This window comes from Cellulomonas sp. PhB150 (genome assembly GCF_003755175.1).
GTDB lineage: Bacteria > Actinomycetota > Actinomycetes > Actinomycetales > Cellulomonadaceae > Cellulomonas.
Window position 1 is genome coordinate 25,502 of the sequence record NZ_RKHX01000003.1, and the last position, 19,337, is coordinate 44,838.

The 19,337-nt window shown below is 74.8% G+C and carries 17 protein-coding genes; 8 read left to right on the forward strand and 9 right to left on the reverse strand.

All coding sequences use genetic code 11. From position 1 onward, the window contains the following. Positions 1 to 112 precede the first annotated feature (112 nt). The 5 genes from EDF34_RS10495 to EDF34_RS10515 form a co-directional block, all read right to left on the reverse strand. Positions 113 to 442 (reverse strand): hypothetical protein, encoded by a 330-nt coding sequence (locus EDF34_RS10495; protein WP_123371412.1) that lies wholly within the window; start codon positions 440 to 442, stop codon positions 113 to 115. A gap of 1 nt (position 443) precedes the next feature. After that, positions 444 to 872 (reverse strand): flagellar export chaperone FliS, encoded by a 429-nt coding sequence (gene fliS, locus EDF34_RS10500; RefSeq protein WP_123371413.1) that lies wholly within the window; start codon positions 870 to 872, stop codon positions 444 to 446. A gap of 16 nt (positions 873 to 888) precedes the next feature. Further along, on the reverse strand, positions 889 to 2,244 hold the full coding sequence (gene fliD / locus EDF34_RS10505) for a flagellar filament capping protein FliD (RefSeq protein ID WP_123371415.1): 1,356 nt from the start codon (positions 2,242 to 2,244) through the stop codon (positions 889 to 891). A gap of 154 nt (positions 2,245 to 2,398) precedes the next feature. Beyond that, a complete protein-coding gene (locus tag EDF34_RS10510) occupies positions 2,399 to 3,559 on the reverse strand; it encodes a flagellin (RefSeq protein WP_123371417.1) in 1,161 nt (386 codons plus the stop codon). Between the two features lie 104 nt (positions 3,560 to 3,663). Further along, positions 3,664 to 4,536 carry a sigma-70 family RNA polymerase sigma factor gene (locus tag EDF34_RS10515; RefSeq protein ID WP_123371418.1) on the reverse strand — a complete coding sequence of 291 codons (873 nt, stop codon included), beginning with the start codon at positions 4,534 to 4,536 and terminating at the stop codon, positions 3,664 to 3,666. Positions 4,537 to 4,963: 427 nt separating this feature from the next. On the opposite strand from EDF34_RS10515, the gene flgN reads away from it, so the two are divergent. From flgN to EDF34_RS10545, 6 genes are all read left to right on the forward strand, one after another. After that, positions 4,964 to 5,443 (forward strand): flagellar export chaperone FlgN, encoded by a 480-nt coding sequence (gene flgN, locus EDF34_RS10520; protein WP_123371419.1) that lies wholly within the window; start codon positions 4,964 to 4,966, stop codon positions 5,441 to 5,443. Positions 5,444 to 5,480: 37 nt separating this feature from the next. Continuing rightward, complete coding sequence (gene flgK / locus EDF34_RS10525) at positions 5,481 to 6,914, forward strand: flagellar hook-associated protein FlgK (protein ID WP_123371420.1); 1,434 nt, start codon at positions 5,481 to 5,483, stop codon at positions 6,912 to 6,914. 20 nt (positions 6,915 to 6,934) lie between these two features. Further along, positions 6,935 to 7,801, forward strand: a complete 867-nt coding sequence (flgL, locus tag EDF34_RS10530) for a flagellar hook-associated protein FlgL (RefSeq protein WP_370450055.1) — start codon at positions 6,935 to 6,937, stop codon at positions 7,799 to 7,801. After that, the gene (locus EDF34_RS10535) at positions 7,798 to 8,184 is read left to right on the forward strand and encodes a flagellar assembly protein FliW (protein WP_123371424.1); all 387 of its coding nucleotides are present in this window, start codon (positions 7,798 to 7,800) and stop codon (positions 8,182 to 8,184) included. Before flgL ends, EDF34_RS10535 begins: the two co-directional genes overlap by 4 nt. Positions 8,185 to 8,248: 64 nt before the next feature. Beyond that, a complete protein-coding gene (locus tag EDF34_RS10540) occupies positions 8,249 to 9,448 on the forward strand; it encodes an EAL and HDOD domain-containing protein (RefSeq protein ID WP_123371425.1) in 1,200 nt (399 codons plus the stop codon). A gap of 9 nt (positions 9,449 to 9,457) precedes the next feature. Then, positions 9,458 to 9,700 carry a DUF2530 domain-containing protein gene (locus tag EDF34_RS10545; protein ID WP_158615080.1) on the forward strand — a complete coding sequence of 81 codons (243 nt, stop codon included), beginning with the start codon at positions 9,458 to 9,460 and terminating at the stop codon, positions 9,698 to 9,700. A gap of 4 nt (positions 9,701 to 9,704) precedes the next feature. Here the strand turns inward: EDF34_RS10545 and EDF34_RS10550 are convergent, their stop codons facing one another. From EDF34_RS10550 to EDF34_RS10565, 4 genes are all read right to left on the reverse strand, one after another. Next, entirely contained in the window at positions 9,705 to 12,662 is a 2,958-nt protein-coding gene (locus EDF34_RS10550) for a sacsin N-terminal ATP-binding-like domain-containing protein (RefSeq protein ID WP_123371426.1), read from the reverse strand. Next, on the reverse strand, positions 12,659 to 13,591 hold the full coding sequence (locus EDF34_RS10555; RefSeq protein WP_123371428.1) for a DUF3027 domain-containing protein: 933 nt from the start codon (positions 13,589 to 13,591) through the stop codon (positions 12,659 to 12,661). Before EDF34_RS10555 ends, EDF34_RS10550 begins: the two co-directional genes overlap by 4 nt. A 1-nt stretch (position 13,592) precedes the next feature. Continuing rightward, positions 13,593 to 13,973, reverse strand: a complete 381-nt coding sequence (locus EDF34_RS10560; protein ID WP_123371429.1) for a cold-shock protein — start codon at positions 13,971 to 13,973, stop codon at positions 13,593 to 13,595. Positions 13,974 to 14,042: 69 nt separating this feature from the next. After that, a complete protein-coding gene (locus EDF34_RS10565) occupies positions 14,043 to 15,296 on the reverse strand; it encodes a M20 family metallopeptidase (protein ID WP_233575327.1) in 1,254 nt (417 codons plus the stop codon). A gap of 47 nt (positions 15,297 to 15,343) precedes the next feature. On the opposite strand from EDF34_RS10565, the gene EDF34_RS10570 reads away from it, so the two are divergent. Both EDF34_RS10570 and EDF34_RS10575 read left to right on the forward strand, forming a co-directional pair. Next, complete coding sequence (locus EDF34_RS10570) at positions 15,344 to 17,614, forward strand: helicase-associated domain-containing protein (protein WP_123371431.1); 2,271 nt, start codon at positions 15,344 to 15,346, stop codon at positions 17,612 to 17,614. After that, entirely contained in the window at positions 17,611 to 19,269 is a 1,659-nt protein-coding gene (locus EDF34_RS10575) for a DNA repair helicase XPB (protein WP_123371433.1), read from the forward strand. Before EDF34_RS10570 ends, EDF34_RS10575 begins: the two co-directional genes overlap by 4 nt. Positions 19,270 to 19,337 lie beyond the last annotated feature (68 nt).

Here is a 19,337-nt window from a genome sequence, read left to right on the forward strand (position 1 = left end):
CGGCGGCCCTGTAAGGGTTTCCGGCCGGTCAATCGCTCGTCACCCGATCGGAGCACCGGCCCGAGCACCGGCCGAGCACCGGCCCGTGCACCGACGGGGTCGAGGGCGGCGGTCAGGCCTGCGTGTCCACGTAGACGGCGACGTCGCCGCGGTGGGGGCGCAGCGCGTCGAGGGCCGCGACGTGGCGCCTGCTGCGGGTGATCGCCTCGATCGTCGCGCGCGCCACCTGCGTCTGCCGGTCGAGGAGCGCGGTCGCACGCACGACCAGGTCGGCCGGCAGCGGGCCGAGGCCGGTGGGCGGCACCCAGGCGGCCAGACGGGCGACCTCGTCGGCCGCCGGCAGGTGCGCGGCCCTCAGCGCCTCCTCGACCCAGGCCACGTCCAGCTCGAGCGCGTCGAGCGCGCCGCGCCAGGACGCGTCCCAGTCCTGCCCGTCGGGCACGTCAGCCCACGCCCAACAGGCCCGCACCGGGCGTGGCGGCGACGACCGGCGACGGGCTCGGCGCCGCACCGGCGAGCGCGGCCTCGTGCCACGCCTCGCGCAGCGGCTCGATGACGGCCCGGCACTCGGTGACCCGCTCGGGGTCCGCCCGCACGGCCGCGTCCACGAGCGCCGTGAACAGGTAGCGGTAGATCTCCATGAGCTGGGCACCGCCGTCCCACACGCGCTCGTCGAGGCTCGACATCAGCTCGGCCACGATGTCCTGCGCGTGCTGGAGCTGGCTCGCACCGGCGGCCCGGTCGCCCGCGGCCAGTGCCTCGGCCGCACGGTCGACGTCGAGCAGCAGGCGGTCGTACAGCATCGTCAGCAGCCGGGCCGGGCCGACCGTGGCCACGGCGTCGGTGACGTAGCGGGAGCGTGCGTCGATCATGGCGGTTCCTTACCGGTCAGCTGGAGGAGGTCGACAACGACGCGAGCTGGCTCGACAGCCAGCTCGACTGCGACTGCAGGCCCGAGAGGGTGACCTCGAGGGCGGAGTACGTGCGCTGCAGCGACTCCCGCCGCAGCGCGAGGCGGACGTCCCAGTTCGCGATCTGGTCGCCCATGTCCGAGACGAGCGTCTGCTGCCCGGCGATCTGCAGCGTGAGCGAGCCGTCGACCTTGTCCGACGTGCGGGTCGCGACGTCCGCGACGCGCTGGGCGAGACCCGAGACGACCTTCTGCACCTTCGCGGGGTCCGCGGCGAGCGCGGCCTCGAAGGTCGTCTGGTCGAAGGTGAAGGTGCCGTCGCGCCCGACGACGATCCCCACGGTCGAGGGCGAGATGCCGTCGACCGGGTAGGAGGCCGCCTGCTGGAGGCGCTGCTGCAGGTCCCGCGTGGCGCTCTCGCCGGCGAACAGCCCGCCCGAGACGACCGTGCGCCCGTCGGTGTCGGTCGTCGTGGTGGCCGTGGTGCGGGAGGTGATCTCGGAGAGCACCACGCCGAGCGAGCCGACGAGGCCCGACGCGAGCGCGGTGACCGCCGAGGTGTCGCGGCCGACGGTGAGCGTGACCGGCGCAGCCTCGACCGCGGAGACCGAGATCGAGACCCCGGTCAGGACGTCGGCGAACGTGTTGGTCGAGGACGTCACCTGCTGGGCGCCCGACGTGCCGGCCCACAGCGTGATGGCCGCGTCGCCCGCAGCGCGCAGGGAGGTGGTCGTGAGGGGCGGCTGCCCGTCCGCGACGTCGGCAGCCTTGCCGGCGAGCAGCTCGAAGGCGTTCGCGGCGCCGGGCGCGGTGCCGGTCAGCTGGAGGCGGGTCGTCCCGTTCGCGGTCACGACCGCCGCGGAGACCCCGGCGCCCGACGCGGAGATGTTCTTCGCGAGGTCCGCGGCGCTCTCGCCGACCGCGACCTCGGTGGTGGTGCCGTCGGGGCGGCGCAGCGTGAGCGTCGTGGCGCCCCCGAGGCCGGCGACGAGGTCGTCGTAGGAGGCGAGCGAGACCTGGCTCGTCGCGACCTCGTCGACCGTGAAGCTGAGGGCCGCGGCGGTCGCGCCGGCGGACGTCGTCGCCGTCACCGAGGACGCCGACGAGGTCGCCTTCGCGACCTGCCACGACGACGCGGTCGCGGCCTTGGTCGCGGCGTCCGCGAGCGAGGACACCTTAGTGTTCAGCGCCTGCAGCGCGGTCACGAGCGAGGTCGTCGCCGTCTGCTTCGTCTTGAGCAGGGTCTGCGGTCCCGACTCGACCTGCATGAGCTGGTTGATGAGGCTCGTGGTGTCGAGGCCGCTGACCAGCCCGTCGATGCCCAGGGTCGCCATGGCCCCTCCGTCCGTGTGTGGGAGCGCCCGGGGCGGCCGACGATCGTCGGGCCGCCACCGGGCGGTCGTGCCGACCCCGGCCCCGGGCCGCACACCTGGTCGAGGTGGTGCGGTCCGGGGCGGGGTCGTGGTGCGAGCGGCTCAGCCGCGTCGATCACCGCAGGAGCGAGAGCACGCCCTGGGGGATCTGGTTGGCCTGCGCGAGCATCGCGGTGCCGGCCTGCGACAGGATCTGGGCCCGCGTGAACGAGACCATCTCCGACGCCATGTCCGTGTCGCGGATGCGGGACTCCGACGCGGACAGGTTCTCCACCGCGACGTTGACGTTCTTGATCGTGTGCTCGAACCGGTTCTGCAGGGCACCGAGCCCGGCACGAGCCGTCGAGACCGACTTGATCTGGGCGTCGATGCGCGTGATCGAGTTCTGCGCGTTCGCGGCGGAGCTGAAGTCCAGGCCCGTCGTGCCCGTGACGGCGGCGCTGGTGCCGACGCCGGTGCCCGAGCTCGCGTCCGTGCCGGCCGTGGCGCCACCGACGACGGTGCCACCGTTCTTGGCCTGGACGACGAGCTTGTTGTCCTTGTCCACCGACGCCGTGAGGTCGGCCGAGAAGGCGCTGTCGGAGTTGAGCTTGTCGGCCAGCTGCTGGACCGTCTTGATGTCGCCCGCGGTGCCGACCGACGCCGTGGTGACGGTCTTGGTGGCGCCCGGGGTCGTGATGCTGAACGACTGCGCACCCGCGACGAGCGTCGGGGTGTCGACCGAGAGGGTCGTGCCCGAGGCCGCGGCGCCGAGCGAGTCGGCGATCGCCTTGACGTTGGCGCCGGACAGGTCGACCGAGATCTGGCTGTCCGCGTTGCCGTCCGCGCCGACCTGGAACTTGAGCGTCCCGGCCGAGCCGTCGAGCAGCTTGGTGCCGTTGAAGTTGGTGGACTTCGAGATGCGGTCGAGCTCGGAGACGAGGCTGTCCGACTCCGTCTTGATGTTGGCGCGCGCCTCGGTGTTGTTCGAGTCGTTACCGGCCTGGACGGCCAGGTCACGCACACGCTGCAGGATGGAGTGGACCTCGGTGAGCGCGCCTTCCGCGGTCTGCACGACGGAGATGCCGTCCTGCGCGTTGCGGGCGGCGACCTTCAGCCCGCCGACCTGCGAGCGCAGGCCCTCGGAGATGGCCAGACCGGCGGCGTCGTCGGCCGCACGGTTGATCCGGAAGCCGGACGAGAGCTTCTCGAGCGACTTGCTCAGGTCGTTCTGCGTGTTGGACAGGTTGCGGTACGAGTTCACGGCCGCGATGTTCTGGTTGATCGAGAGACCCATCGTTCTCTTCCTCCTTGAGTCGGGTCAGGAAAGCCCATCCGTGGGCTACCTCCCTCCCATCGACCGCACCCCGGGGGGTGTGAGGAGTTCTGCGGACGGATCTGTCAGGCGAGCACCTGACGCGAGACGGCGTCCTCGTCGGAGACCGCGGGCTCCGGCACGTAGGACAGGCGATCGCTCGTGCGTTGCGCGCTGAGCGCGGCTCGCGAGGCGATCGAGGCGAAGTACGTCTGCCGGCGCCGCTCGGCCACGCCGTCGGGCCGCTCCGCCACCGGGACCAGGGTGGGCTCGAAGTGGGTGTTGAGCCCGTCGCGCAGCATCGCGAGCGCCTCGGTCCGCAGCTGGCTGATCCGCGACTGCGTCACGCCGAGGTCCTCGGCCAGGTCCGCGACGGACCGGTCCTCGAGGAAGATCGCCCGGACGACGACCTGCAGACGCTCGGGCAGCGTGTCGACGGCGGCGCGCAGCCAGTGCACGCGCTCGGACGCGAGGACCGCCTCCTCCGGCGTGCTCGTGCCGTCGATGATCATGTCCGCGATGACGCCCTCGCTCGCGTCGATGCTGAGCACCCGCCTGTCCGCGTCGGCGCGGATCTGGTCGACTGCGCGCACCTCGACGCCGAGCGCGGTCGCGATCTCGTCGCGCGTCGCGGGACGCCCCAGCGCGGCGGCGAGCTGCTCGGTCGTGGCGGCGAGCTCCCGCACCCGGGTGCGGGAGCCCCGGGTCGCCCAGTCCATCGAGCGGAGCTCGTCGAGCAGCGCCCCACGGATCCGCAGCGACGCGTACCGCGCGAACGGGACGCCCGTCGACGGGTCGTACGACCGCGCCGCGAGGACGAGCGCGAGGCTGCCGGCGGACGCCAGGTCGTCGCGCGCCACGGTCGGCGGGACCCGACGCAGGAGCTCGGAGACGGCGTACCCGACGAGGGCCAGGTTGCTGACGACGAGGTCGTCGACGGAGGTCGGAGCGGTGTTCACAGGATGTCGCTCGGCGCTTCGGCACGCTGGCTTGAGCGAACTTTCCGAAGAAAGTTGTGAGCGCTCACAGCATCATCGAAGCGTTTCGAGGACCTTGGTCCTAGATTTCGACGATTTACCAGGGCCATCGTTCTCGTGGACACCCTTGGGTGCCACCACCCCAGCCGTTAGAGTGTGACATACCTCACATTGGAGTGGACGCGCTCCCACGAACGAAACCGTTCTCTTGAACGTTCGTCCAGTTCAGGGGCCCACCCGCAGAGCGGCCCGGTCTAGCCATCGGAGCCGCACCACGCCAGAATGCCCCGGACGCTCCACCCGGATGCTTCAGCACTGCCGAGCGCCTGCCGATAGTCCAGGGCGGACGCGAGCCGGTGAACCTGCTGCCTGGTCCACGACGGCCCGCGACGGACGACAGGAGGAAACGATGGCCTACAACAGGCTGTCCGAGGTGCTGTGGCACGAGCGGAACCTGCTCGAGCTGCTGCTCTTCAAGCTCGAGGAGGAGCAGCTGCTCCTCACGAGCGGCAAGACCCGATGGCTCGCCCACGCGACCCGCGAGGTCGAGACCGTGCTCTCGCAGATCCGCGACGCCGAGCTGGGTCGCGCCGTCGAGGCGACGACCGTGAGCGCCGAGCTCGGCCTGCCCGAGGGCGCGAGCCTGGCCGACCTGGCCGACCGCGCCCCCGAGCCCTGGTCGGACCTGCTCCGCGCGCACCGCGAGGCGTTCGCCTCGCTCACCACCCAGATCTCCCAGCTCGCCGACGGCAACCGCGAGCTCCTCGCGATGTCGCACCGCGCGACCCAGGAGACCCTGGCGTCCCTGCACGACGTGCACACGTACGACGGCAGCGGCCAGAGCGCGGCCACCGAGCCCGCCGCCCGCCTCGTCGACCGCACGCTCTGACGCCCGCACGACTGACACCCGTAGGAGGACGATCCACGTGAGCACCTTTTCCGGGCTCGGCACCGCGCTGAGCTCGCTGGTCGCCCAGCGGCAGGCGCTCGAGGTCTCGGGTCAGAACATCGCCAACGCCAACACCGTCGGCTACACCCGGCAGCGCGCGACGCTGTCGTCGCTTCCCGCCGCGCAGGTGCCGTCGATGTTCTCGACGACGACCGGCACCGGCCAGGGCACCCGCGTCGGCAGCATCGACCGCCTCGGTGACATCTTCCTCGACGCCAAGGTGCGCACCAGCACGTCCAGCTCGGCGTACCTGGCGGCCCGCGCCGACGCCCTCGTCCAGCTCGAGCAGGGTGTCGGCGAGCCCGCCTCCACGGGCCTCGCGTCGCAGCTGTCGACCATGTGGGCCGCGTGGCACGACGTGGCGAACTCACCCGACAAGGCGTCGTCGCGGGCCGTCCTGCTCGAGGACGCCAAGGCCGTCGCCGACCGCCTCGGCACCCTGTACACGGCCGCGCAGACGCAGTGGACCCAGACCCGCTCGACCGCGGTCGCGCTCGTCGACCAGGTGAACACGGCCGCGGCCGGCGTCGCCGACCTCAACGCGCGCATCCTGGAGATCACCAACGCGGGCGGCACCGCCCACGAGCTGACCGACCAGCGCGACCTGCTCGCGACCCAGCTCTCCAGCCTCGTCGGCGCGTCGACCGAGCTACGCGCCGACGGCCGCCTCGACGTGTTCGTCGCGGGCAACGCGCTCGTCTCCGGCAACCGCTCGTCGGCCCTCGCGGTCACGGGCGCCACGTCGTTCGACCAGGTCACCACGACGCCGGCCACGGCGGTCTCCGTCGTGTGGGCCGACCGCCCCGCGCAGAACGTCGGGCTCGACGGCGGCCGCGTCGCCGGCCTGCTCTCGGTGCTCGCCCCGGCCGAGGCCGACGGCACGGGCGGCGTCCTGGCCCAGGCCGCCGCCGGCTACGACACCTTCGCCCAGACGCTCGCCACGCAGGTGAACGCCCTGCACGGCACGGCGCTCACGACGAGCGGCACGGCGGGCGGCGACTTCTTCGCCTTCACCGCCGGCCGCCCCGCCGCGCTCGGCCTGCACGTCGCGGTCACCGACCCCGCGGGCATCGCGGTCGCGGCCCCGGGCGCGGGCGCGCTCGACAGCTCGGTCGCCGACGCGATCGCGTCGCTCGCGGGCAGGAACGACGGCCCCGACGCGGCGTGGAACCACCTCGTCGTCGACCTCGGCGTGCGCACGGCCAGCGCGCAGGCGCGGGCCGGCGTGGCAGAGTCGGCCCGCGCGAGCGCCGCAGGCCAGCAGCTGGCCCAGGCGAGCGTCGACACCGACGAGGAGACCGTCAACATGCTGGCGTTCCAGCGCGCCTACGAGGGCGCGGCCCGGGTGCTCTCGGCGATCGACGAGATGCTCGACACGCTCATCAACCGCACCGGCCTGGTCGGAAGGTAGGAACCATCGTGATCCCCCGCGTGACGCACCAGACCATCCAGCACAGCACGCTGGCCAACCTGCAGGGCAGCCTGTCGGCGATGGCCGCGCTGCAGTCGAAGATGTCCAGCGGCAAGAACGTCTCGGTCCCGTCCGACGACCCCGCGGCCGCCTCGGACATGCTGCGCCTGCGCGGCGACCAGCGGGCGATCGGCCAGTACAAGCGCAACGCCTCGGACGCCGACTCCTGGCTCACGACGGTCGACACCGCGCTGACCGGCTCGCTCGCGACGCTCCGGCGGGCCCGCGACCTGACGATGCAGGGCGGCGACGGCGCGCTCGGCAGCACCTCGCGCGAGGCGCTCGCCACCGAGATCGACGGCCTGCGGGCCACGCTCCTCGGCCAGGCCAACACCACCTACGTGGGCCGGACGGTCTTCGCGGGCACGTCCGACGCCGGGGTCGCGTTCGACGCGTCGTACGCCTGGACCGGCACCGGGGCGAGCGTCGACCGCCGCGTCGGGGCCACGTCCACGGTCCGCGTCGACGCTGACGGCGCCGCGGTCTTCGGCACCGGCTCCGACTCGGTGTTCGCGCTCCTGGACGACATCTCGGCCACCCTGCGCGCCGGGGGCGACCCCACGACGAAGCTCGACGCGATCGACACCCGGATGGACGCCATGCTCAGCCAGCTCTCGGGCGTCGGTGCCCGGCACAAGCAGGTGCTGGACACCCAGAGCGCGCTGCTGAGCAACGAGCTCGACGTGAAGTCGCACCTGTCCGGCATCGAGGACATCGACCTGGCCGAGGTGATCCTCGAGCTGCAGACGCAGGAGGTCGCCTACAACGGCGCGCTCGGTGCGGCCGCCAAGGTGCTGCAGCCGACGCTGCTGGACTTCCTGCGATGACCGTCGCGACCGTGCGCGTCGGGGCACGCGACATCCCGGCCGACCTCGAGATGCTCGAGCCGCTGCCCGGGCTGCCCGGTCGCTCGTCGTACCGCCTCGAGCCCCTCGACGACGCCGGCGTCCTGTTCGCCCTGCGCTCGCAGGGCGACGAGCCGCAGGCGCGGCTGTTCGTCGTCGACCCGACGGCACACTTCCCGGACTACGCGCCGGAGCTCGACGCGACCGACGGCGAGCGGGCGCTGCTCGTCGTCGTGCACCCGTCCACGGTGGGCGACGCCCCGACGGCGAACCTGCTCGCGCCCCTCGTCGTCGAGGTGGCGACCGGCCGGACCGTGCAGACCGTGCTCGACGGCGACTGGCCCCTGCGCGCGCCGATCTCCTAGACGCCTCACACCTGGGCGCTCCCGGCCGATGGGCGGGTGGAGTGCTCAGTCGAGGAGGCAGTCGATGTCATCATCCAGCCGTGTCGCCATCCGGCGGCAGGCCGTCGTCCACCCGGACGGATCCCTGTTCGGATACGCGGTGCGTGCCGACGTGGCGGACCCGCAGGACGCGCTGATCACGCCCGCGGCCGAGGAGCGTCTCGCCGACGAGCAGTACGCGGCGACCGACTTCGGCCAGCTCGTGGGCGACCGCCCCGTGGTGCTCCGGATCGGGGCGCGCATGCTGCGCGGCGACCTGCCGCTGCCGGTGACCCCGCGCGCGCTCGTCGCCGAGGTGCCCGCGGCCGTCGCCCGCCAGGACGACGCCGACGAGCTCCTCGCCCAGCTGCGCGAGCGTGGCGCGGGCCTCGCGCTGTCCGGCTACGCCGCGACCCCCGCGCAGGACGCGCTGCTGCCGTTCGCCGACCTCGTCAAGGTCGACCTGCGCAGCGACCCGGACCGCCTGGCGCTCCTCGTCGAGCGCATCCACGAGGGCGGCGCGTGGGCGGTCGGCGAGCACGCCGACACCCGTGAGCGGGCGAGCCTCGCGCACGAGCTGTCGATGGACCTCATGCAGCGCGCGCTCGTCCGTCGCCAGGACCCCGACGAGGGTCGCGCCGTCTCGGCCGGCGAGGTGCAGCACCTGCAGCTCCTGCGCCTGCTCTCGGCCGAGGTCCCGGACCACGGCAAGGTCGTCCGCGCGGTCTCGTTCGACCCCGAGCTGTCCATGCGCGTGCTGCAGGTCGTCAACGCCTCGGCGACCGGGCTCAGCCACCACATCGACTCGCTGCCGCGCGCGGTCGGCCTGCTCGGGCCCCGCCGCCTGTCCGCCCTGGTCACGTCGATGGTCGTGAGCGGTCACCCGGCCGCGGTCGACGTCCTGTGGTCGGTCATCACGCGCGCGCTCGCCTGCTGGCGGCTCGCCGGCGACGACGACGCCGCGTACACGGTCGGCATGCTCTCGGGCCTCGCCGGCGCCCTCGACCTGTCCGTCGACTCGGTCGTCGAGCGCTCCGGCGTCTCGGCCGAGCTGGCCCGCGGGCTCCGGGGCGGCGGCGGCTTCTACGGTGGCGTGCTCGACGCGGTGCTCGCCCACGAGGCCGACGACACCGCCGCGGTCGTCGCGACGGGGTTCGACCCGGTCGACGTCGCGCGCATCTACCTGCACGTGATGCCCGAGGCCCTCACGGCCGCGACGGCCATGGGCGGGGAGCGGGCCGCGTAGGCTTCGGGCGTGGCTTCCCCCTCCCGGCGCAGGTCCCCCGACGACGCCCCCGTGGCGCCGCTCGACGTGGACCTCGGCCGCGTCATGACGATCGGCACGGGTCTGTGGCTCGTCGCCCTCGTGGTCGCCGCCGTGCTGTGGCTGACCGACACGATCGGCGGCATCCCGGTCGCGGTCTGCGCGACGGGGGCGGTGCTGGGCGTCGTGGGCTGGGACTGGGCGCGCCGGCACCGGACGACGACCGAGTCCTGACGCGTCACGCCAGCACGTCGACCGCCACCTCCACGGCCCGCTCCGGGTCGACGAGGACGGCCTCGAGCGCGTAGCGCAGGTCCCACCGACCGGCCGCCTGCGCGAGGGCCGACGCGAGCCCGGACAGGTGCACGGCGTGCGGGTGGCCGTCCTCGACCCACCAGTCCACCGGCACGCCGTCGACCGTCAGCTCGTCGTGCTCGGTCCACGTCCGGGGTGCGCCCGGCAGCACCGGTGCCACCGCGGCGGGCACGGTCGAGGTCGTGCCGCCGTCGTCGACGAGGCCCGCCGCCAGCTCGGAGGCGCGCGGCAGGTCGAACGCCTCGACCGCCCGGTCGACGTCGGTCGCGGGCACCATCGCGGCGACGTCCGTCCGCTGCCACCACATGGGCGAGTCGGCGACGGCGGCCCGCGCCGCGGCGACGATCTCGATCCGCCCGAGGTCCACGAGCGCCGGCAGCCGGTCGGGCGGCTCGTCGGGCGCCGCCCACCGCCACACCGACGTCGCGACCCGCACGTCGACCTCGCGGGACCCATCGCCCCAGCGCGCGAGCACCCGCATCCACGTGGGTCCGTCGAGGTCACCCGGACCGCCGATCCCGCCGAGCGCCCGCTGCACCTCCTCGTCGAGCCCGCGCACGGACGCCGGGGCGGCGCGCACCAGCGCGTCCGGCTCTCCGCCCACGACGAACGGCTCCCGCAGGTCCAGGTCACCGCGCTCGCGCAGCCACCAGGCCGTGTACGACGGCCCCACGGTGCCGGTCTCGGAGCGCACGGGGTCGAGCAGGGCACGACGCAGGTCCGGGTCGCCCGCGAGCCGCGCGAGGACCGCCGGCCAGCGCCCGTCACCCACCGCGTCGAGGTCGGCGACCGCGGCGACCTGCCCCACGTACGCGCCCGCGCCGAGCACCTCGCCCAGGTCCTCGAGGTAGTCCTCCCAGCCGTCCAGCGACTGCGCCTGCAGCGCTGCCGGGTCGTCGCCCTCACCCACCGAGGCGGGGTCCGCCAGCACGTCCTCGACCGTGAGCACGACGAGGTCACCGCGCACGCCCACCGCGACGAGCACCTCGGCGCCCCAGCGGTCCAGCAGGTCGCGCGCGAGCGGAGCCACGACCCGGGGGTCCAGGAGCTCGGCCGCAGGCGATCCCGGCAGGACGAGCCCGTCGGCTGGGGTCGGCTCGCCGTCGGCGGCCTCGAGCTCGAGGAGCCCGGTCCAGGCGCGGACGTCGTCGGGGAGGCGCCCGGCGGCGGCGGCGAGCGCCAGGACGGTCGCCACGGTCGTGCCGGCGTCGGGCTCGTCGAGCACGGCCCGCCGGACCTCCGGGCGGCGCAGCAGCGCGAGCGCATCCGCGGGCTGCGCGCCGACCCGCTCGAGCAGCGGGTGCACGGCCCCGGGGTCGACGATCCGCACGCCCCAGCCCGCGACGACCGCGAGCGCCTCGGCGTCGACCTCCCCGGTCGGCACGACCAGCCCGCGCGCGCCGCGCACGACCCGACCGTCGACGAGCGGCACCGGCAGCGACCCGAGGGCCTCGCGCTGCGGGCCGTCCTGGGCGAGGGACGCGAGCGCCTCGTAGAGGGCGGGCCACTCGCCCGGCTCGGCGGCGGGCAGCTCCTCGACCAGGTCGGCGAGCGTCCGGACGTCGACGCCCAGCGCGCGCGCCTGGGTCTCGCGCCCCGGCGGCAGCACGACGAGGCCCGCGACGCGACGACCGAGGGCGGCGAGCGCGGCCGGCTGCACCGCGCCCGCGAGGGCGACCGCCATGCCGGCCGCGACCCGGCGGCCGGGGTCGGCCGCCGCCGCGAGCAGCGGGGTGCGAGCGAGCGCGGCGACGAGGCGGGGGCGCAGCGCGGCGTCGATCGGGCCCGCGCCGAGGCCGGTCGGGACCAGGGCGAGCGGGTCGCCGTCGGCCTCGGCCAGCCGGCGGGCGAGGTCGGCGTAGACGTCGGCGGCGTGGTCGAGCACCGCGTCGGTCAGCGGTCCCGGGGCGACGTGGCGGCGGGTGGGGTCGAGCGGCAGGGTCGCGACCAGCAGGGCGGGCAGGTCGAGCGGGTCGTCGGTCGGCGTGGGCGCGTGCACCACGCGGTCGGCAGCCCTGCGTCGCTCGTCGGCCCAGCCCTGCGGCGCGGGGACCGCCCACGTGACGCGCCACGCGCGTGCGGACCGCTCCTCCACGGGGCGGTCGGCGAGCAGCGCGAGCGGCAGCTCACCCTCGTCGGACGCGACCGTCCAGCGGTCCTCGACGTGCGCGAGCCGCCGGGGAGCCTCGTCGCCGTCCTCGACCAGGATCTCGACGAGGCCGGGCAGCGCGAGCAGCAGCGGGTCGCCGACCGCGCGGAGCAGCGCGCGGACCTCGTCGGCGGCGACCTCGTCGCGCAGCTCGAGGACCACGGCGGTGTCGTAGCCCGTCGGGGGGCGACCGTCGGCCGGCAGGGGCAGCCGCAGGGCCGGCAGCGAGCCGTCGCGGCGCCGGACCTCGTCGGCCAGCGACGGGACGTCGGCGCCCGCCTGGGCGAGCAGGGCCGCCGTGTCGCGCAGGCTGAAGCGGGCGCCGCCGGTCGTGGACAGCACGCTGACCTCGTCGGCGACCGCCCGGACGGCCGCGAACCCGACCCCGAACCGGCCGACCGCGTGCGTGCCCGCGTCCCGCTTCGAGGACGCGCGCATCGAGGCCAGCGACGCGACGCCCGCCTCGTCGAGCGGGGCGCCCGTGTTCGCCGCGACGAAGGTCGTGCCCTCGCCGGTGCGCGCGAGGCGCAGCAGGAGCCGGCCGGGCACGCCCGCGCGCACGGCGGCGTCGGCGGCGTTCTGCGCGAGCTCGACGACCACGCGGTCGCGGTAGTAGCCGCGGGCGTGGTCCTCCTCGACGTTGGCGTCCTCGCGCAGTCGCGCGGGCGACGCCTTCCAGGCCCCGAGGGCGGCCGCACGGAGCGCGGCAGTGCCGAAGGGGTCGACCGTCACGGCTCCGAGTGTGCCACCGGCTCGTCGTCGGCGGCTGGCGCCACCTCGGTCGGACCGTCGAGGACGTCGTCGGCCGGTGCCACGTCGTCGGCCGGTGCGGAGTCGTCGGCGGGCTCGGCCTCGTCGGCCTGGGCCTCGACGGCCACGTCCACCTCCGGCGTCGCGTGCGGCAGCGTCGACAGCGCGGGGATCACGTCGATCCGCAGCTCGTCGATCAGCGGCGCGGACTCGGGCCACTCGGTCGGGACGGGCTCGCTGCCGGTCTCCGAGTGCGCGCCGCACCCGTGCTCCAGGCTGACCACCTTGCCGTCGTCGGGCGACCACTCGTTGGCGCACACCCCGAACACGGTGCCCAGCGCACCCTGCAGCGGGACGAGGAAGCCGCAGGTCTGGCACGCCGCTGCCGAGGCGAGCGAGCCGGGGCTCGTCGGGCCGTTCGACCCGCGGAACCAGCGCTCGGCGGCCTCGTCGCGTCCCTGCGGCGAGAGCACGCGCACGCGCGCCAGCGCGAGCTCGTCGATCGCGACCTCGTCGAGCTCGGGGTCGCCCGAGGGCGTCCAGCCGGGCTCGAGGCGCGGGTCGTCGGCGCGGAAGGGCAGGACGTCGCCGGGGCCGACGTCGCCCGGGCGCAGGCGCTCGGACCACGGCACCCAGTCGGTGCCGAGGATCGCGTCGTCGCCGGGCAGCAGCTCGGCCTCGCACACGGTCGCGATGCGGCCGCGCGGCACGCGCGAGACGGTGACCGTCCACTCCCAGCCGCGGTAGCCGCGGGCCAGGGAGGCGAACCGGTGGGAGACGAGGCGCTCGCCCTCGACGACGACGCCGAGGTGCTCGCCGACGTCCGCGGGGTTGCCGGCGAGCTCGATCGCGACCTTGCGGGCGAGGTCGACGGCCGAGCCGAGAACGGCGTCCTTGGTGGCGGTGGCCACGTCAGGCCTCGAGGTCGGCGGCGACGGCCCGCAGGAGCGTGCCGTACTGCACGGCGCGGGCCTTCTCCGGGTAGCGGCCGCGGCGCAGGTCGTTGCCGACGCGGTCCAGCACCTTGATGAGGTCCTCGATGATCACGGCCATGTCGTCGACCGGCTTGCGCACGACCTTCGCGACCGTGGGCAGCGGGTCGAGGATCTTCACGGACAGCGCCTGGGGGCCGCGGCGGCCGTCGGCCACGCCGAAGTCGACCTTGGTGCCGACCGACGGCGTCACGCCGTCGGGGAGGGCCGAGGCGTGCAGGAAGACCTCGCCGCCGTCGTCGCCGGCGATGAACCCGAACCCGCGCTCGGCATCGAACCACTTGACCTTGCCGGTGGGCACGGCGTACCTCGTTCTCTGGGTGTGCTGGGAGACGTCTGGGTCCAGGTTACCGGCCCTGGCCCGCGTTCATCACCTGGCGGCCGCGTCACCGAGCCGGTCGAGCGCGAGCGCGGCGAGCAGCGCGGGGCCGATGACGAGCGCGTCGTCGGAGAACACGGCCTGCGCCGAGTGGTTGTAGGGGGCGGTGCGCGCGTCCACGCCCGCGGGCGTCGCGCTGACGAAGACGAACGAGCCCGGCACCTGCTCGAGCACGTAGGAGAAGTCCTCGGCGCCGGCCAGCGGCTGCGGCATCGTCTGCCACGCCTGCTCGCCGAACAGCTCGCGCGTGAGGCGCGCGGTGCGGTCGAGCTCGTCGGAGTCGTTCACCGTGACCGGGTAGCCGCGCAGGTAGTCGACCGTCGCGGTGAGGCCGTGCGCGGCGGCGATGCTCTCGCACAGCGTCGTGATCATGGCGGGCACCACCTCCCACGTCGCGTGCGAGAAGGTGCGGACGGTGACCTGGAGCTCGGCCTGCTCCGGGATCACGTTGTTCGTCGTGCCGGCCAGGATCGCCCCGACGGTGACGACGACCGGGTCGAACGCGTCAAACCGGCGCGTGACCATCGCCTGGAGGGCGAGCACGATCTCCGCCGCGACCGGCACCGGGTCGAGAGCGCGGTGCGGTGCCGAGCCGTGGCCGCCCTTGCCGTGCACCGTGACCCGCAACGAGTCGGCGGCCGCCATCTCCGTGCCCGCTCGGCCGGACACCACGCCGGTCGGCAGCAGCGCCGAGGCCACGTGCACGCCGTACGCCGCGACGACGCGCTCGCCCGCGGCGTCCAGCACGCCCTCGGCGATCATCTGCTCGGCCCCGCCGTCGCCCTCCTCGCCAGGCTGGAACATGAGGACGACCGACCCGGCGATCTCGTCGCGGCGGGCGGCCAGCAGCCGGGCCGCGGCCACGAGGCCCGCGACGTGCAGGTCGTGCCCGCACGCGTGCATGACGCCCACGTGCTCGGACGTGAAGTCCTCGCCGCTGTCCTCGGTCACGGGCAGCGCGTCCATGTCGCCCCGCAGCAGCACGGCCGGCCCGGGTCGGGCCCCGCGCAGGACGGCGGTGACCGACGAGAGCGCCGTGCCCGTGCTGACCTCGAGGTCCAGGTCCGCGAGCGCGTCGAGCACGATCTGCTGCGTGAGCGGCAGGTCCAGCCCGATCTCGGGGACGCGGTGCAGCGCGTGCCGCAGCTCGGCGACCTGCGGGAGCTGGGCGGACGCGTCGGCCCGCAGGCCGGCCAGGATCTGCTCGGACAGGGGCACGCCGGACTCCGATCGTCGGTGGTTCAACTCCTGGACGTTACCCGGCTCACACCCGCCCACGTATCGTGGGACGGATGTCCACCTTCACCGGCTTCCTGCGGTCGCGCTCCGACGACGATCTCGTCGCGCTGCTGCGTGGCCGCCCGGACCTCGCCACCCCCTCGCCGACGACCATCGCCTCGCTGGGAGTGCGCGCGACGAGCCGCGGGAGCCTGGAGCGCGCGCTGGCCTCGGTCGACGCCGGGGTGCTGCAGGTGCTCGAGGCCGTCGTCGCACTCGGGCCCGACGCAGACGTCCGGGCGGCGATCGCGGACACCCCCGCGGGCGTGGTGCTCGTCGACTCCGCGCTCGAGCGCGCCGGCGAGCTCGCCCTGCTGTTCCGCGACGAAGACGGCCTGCACCCGGCCCCGGGCCTGGCCGAGCTGCTCGGCCCGTACCCCGCCGGCCTGGCGCCCGCGTCACCGACCGACCCACCGGGCGACGTCGTCGACGTGCTGCCCGACGCACCGGCCGGCGTCGCCCCGGTCCTCGAGGCGCTCACGTGGGGACCGCCCGTGGGCCTGGCTCCGTCCAACGCCACCGCGACCGCCGCGGCGGTCGACTGGATGGTCCGCCGCCGCCTGCTCGTGATGGGCGACGGCCGGCACGTCGTGCTCCCCCGCACCGTGGCGCTGGCGCTGCGCTCGGGCCGCACGCACCGCGCCGCCGCCCTCGCGCCGCAGCCGCACTTCGCCACCCGGCTGCCCGCGACCGTCGCGGCGGAGTCGACCGACGCGGGCGAGCGCATCGTCCGCCTCGTCGCCCAGCTCGGCCGCGTCTGGGAGGAGAGCCCCGCCGGGGTGCTCCGCTCGGGAGGTCTGGGCGTGCGCGAGCTGCGTCGCGTGGCCGCCGAGCTCGAGGTCGACGAGCGGCTGGCCGCGCTGGTCGTCGAGCTGGCCGCCGCCGCCGGGCTCGTGGGCGACGACGGCGAGGAGCTGCCGTCGTTCGTCCCCACCGTCGCGATGGACGAGTGGTCGCTCGCGCCCGTCGCCACCCGGTGGGCGCTGCTCGCCTCGACGTGGCTCGCGACCAGCCGCACGCCGTGGCTCGTCGGCGGGCGCGACGAGGCCGGCACGGTCCGCCCGGCGCTGAGCCCGGACCTGCACCGCGCGTGGGCCCCCCGCCTGCGCCGGTCGGTGCTCGGCATGCTCGCGGCCCAGCCCGCCGGCGCCGCGCCCGACGCCGACGCCGTGCTCGAGGTGCTGGCGTGGCGCACGCCGCGGTCGGTGCCGCCGGTGTCCGCCGTGGCCGCCGTGCTGGCCGAGGCCGCCGACGTAGGCGTGCTGGGCGCGGGTGCGCTCTCGGACGCCGGCCGGGCCCTGCTCTCGTCGGCCGACGAGGCGGCGGCGACCTTCGAGGCGACGCTGCCCCCCTCGCTCGACGAGATCCTGCTGCAGGGCGACCTCACCGGCATCGTCCCGGGCCGGCCGAGCGACGAGCTCGAGTCCCTCATCGCCCGCACGGCGCGCGTCGAGTCCCGCGGCGGCGCGGTGACCGTCCGCTTCACGGCGGACACCGTGCGCCTCGCGTTCGACGACGGCGCGACCGCCGAGGGGCTCCTGGCCGAGCTCGCACGGTTCGCGCGCGGGCCCGTGCCCCAGCCGCTCGAGTACCTGGTGCGCGACGCCGCGCGCCGGCACGGCCGCCTGCGTGCGGGCGCCGCCTCGAGCTACCTGCGCAGCGACGACCCCGCGCTGCTGGCCGGGCTGGTCGACAACCCCAAGCTGTCCGGGCTCGGCCTGTTCACGCTCGCGCCGACGGTGCTCGCCGCGCAGGCGCCGACGCGCGAGCTCATCGACGCCCTGCGCGCGCAGGGGCTCGCGCCCGCCGCCGAGACGCCCGACGGGCACGTCCTGCACGTGGCGCGGGAGGTGCGGCGGGTCGGCCGGCGCGGCCGGGCCGCCGCGAGCCGGCGCGCCGGCACCGAGGCACCGGCCCAGGCCACCGCCGCCGAGCTCACTGCTCTGGTCGCCCGGCTGCGGGCACCCGAGCCCGTCGCGCCGGCACGCGCGCCCGCCCCGGCCGCCGACGACGGAACAGACGAGCCCGGCGACGCGTTGCTGCTCCTGCGCGAGGCGGTCGCCGAGAAGGCGGACGTGTGGGTCGAGCTGGTGGGCCCCACGGGCAGACCGGAACGCCGGCTGCTGCGGCCCCTGCGCATCGACGGAGGACGGCTGCGCGCCGCCGACGTGCAGCGCGAGTCCGAGCTGACCGTCGCGGTGCACCGCATCGCGTCCGTCCGCCGCGCCCGACCCGTCGCCGCGCCCGAGAGCGACGACGGCATCGCAGACGAGGAGACCGCGTGACCAACGGCCCGCTGATCGTGCAGAGCGACAAGACCCTGCTGCTGGAGGTCGACCACGACCAGGCAGACGCCTGCCGCCGCGCGATCGCCCCGTTCGCCGAGCTCGAGCGTGCGCCCGAGCACGTCCACACCTACCGACTGACCCCGCTCGGCCTGTGGAACGCGCGCGCCGCGGGCCACGACGCCGAGCAGGTCGTCGACGTGCTGCTGCAGTACAGCCGCTACCCGGTCCCGCACGCGCTGCTCGTCGACGTCGCCGACATCATGTCCCGCTACGGGCGCCTGCAGCTCGTGCAGGACCCGGTGCACGGCCTCGTCCTGCACGCCCTGGACGCCGCGGTGCTCGCCGAGGTCACCCGCTCCAAGCGGACCGCGGGCCTGCTCGGCACGCGGCTGGACGACACCGACGTCGTCGTCCACCCCTCCGAGCGCGGCCACCTCAAGCAGGTGCTGCTCAAGCTCGGCTGGCCCGCCGAGGACCTGGCGGGCTACGTCGACGGCGAGGCGCACGCGATCTCGCTCGACGAGGCCGGCTGGCAGCTGCGGCCGTACCAGAAGCAGGCCGTCGAGGGGTTCTGGCACGGGGGCTCGGGGGTCGTGGTGCTCCCCTGCGGGGCCGGCAAGACGCTCGTCGGCGCGGGTGCGATGGCCAAGTCGTCGACCACGACGCTCATCCTCGTGACCAACACGGTCTCCGCGCGGCAGTGGCGCGACGAGCTGATCAAGCGCACGTCGCTGACCGAGGACGAGATCGGCGAGTACTCCGGCGCCCGCAAGGAGATCCGGCCGGTCACGATCGCGACCTACCAGGTCCTGACCACCAAGCGGAAGGGCGTCTACACGCACCTCGAGCTGCTCGACGCCCGCGACTGGGGCCTGGTCGTCTACGACGAGGTGCACCTGCTGCCGGCGCCGATCTTCCGCATGACGGCCGACCTGCAGGCTCGTCGGCGCCTCGGGCTGACCGCGACGCTCGTCCGCGAGGACGGCCGCGAGGACGAGGTGTTCTCGCTCATCGGGCCCAAGCGGTTCGACGCGCCGTGGAAGGACATCGAGGCGCAGGGGTACATCGCGCCCGCCGACTGCGTCGAGGTGCGCCTGACGCTCCCCGACCGCGACCGCATGCTCTACGCGACCGCCGAGCCCGAGGACAAGTACCGCCTCGCCGCCACCGCTCCGGGCAAGAACCACGTGGTGGAGAAGCTCGTCGCGAAGCACGCGGGCGACCAGATCCTCGTCATCGGGCAGTACCTCGACCAGCTCGACGAGCTCGCCGAGCACCTGCAGGCCGACCTCATCACGGGCCAGACCCCCGTGGGCGAGCGGCAGCGGCTGTTCGACGCGTTCCGCACCGGGGAGATCCACAAGCTGGTGGTGTCCAAGGTCGCGAACTTCTCGATCGACCTGCCCGAGGCGTCCGTCGCGATCCAGGTGTCCGGCTCGTTCGGCTCGCGCCAGGAGGAGGCGCAGCGGCTCGGCCGGATCATGCGCCCCAAGGGCGACGGCCGCACCGCGCACTTCTACACGGTCGTCGCGCGCGACACCGTGGACCAGGAGTTCGCCGCCCACCGCCAGCGCTTCCTCGCGGAGCAGGGCTACGCGTACACGATCGTGGACGCGGAGGACCTGGGCATCGGCGAGCCCGCCACCGACTGACGGCTGCCCCCGCTGCGCACCCGTGGGTGTGCGACGCGCCGCGCCCGGTGCGGCGTGTCGCACACCCA

Excerpts from the sequence above, each read along its gene's own strand:
- EDF34_RS10535 (WP_123371424.1), top strand. The coding sequence starts at position 7,798 with ATGACCGTCGCGACCGTGCGCGTCGGGGCACGCGACATCCCGGCCGAC.
- fliS (WP_123371413.1), bottom strand. The coding sequence starts at position 872 with ATGATCGACGCACGCTCCCGCTACGTCACCGACGCCGTGGCCACGGTC.
- EDF34_RS10570 (WP_123371431.1), top strand. The coding sequence starts at position 15,344 with ATGTCCACCTTCACCGGCTTCCTGCGGTCGCGCTCCGACGACGATCTC.
- EDF34_RS10540 (WP_123371425.1), top strand. The coding sequence starts at position 8,249 with ATGTCATCATCCAGCCGTGTCGCCATCCGGCGGCAGGCCGTCGTCCAC.
- fliD (WP_123371415.1), bottom strand. The coding sequence starts at position 2,244 with ATGGCGACCCTGGGCATCGACGGGCTGGTCAGCGGCCTCGACACCACG.
- flgN (WP_123371419.1), top strand. The coding sequence starts at position 4,964 with ATGGCCTACAACAGGCTGTCCGAGGTGCTGTGGCACGAGCGGAACCTG.
- EDF34_RS10510 (WP_123371417.1), bottom strand. The coding sequence starts at position 3,559 with ATGGGTCTCTCGATCAACCAGAACATCGCGGCCGTGAACTCGTACCGC.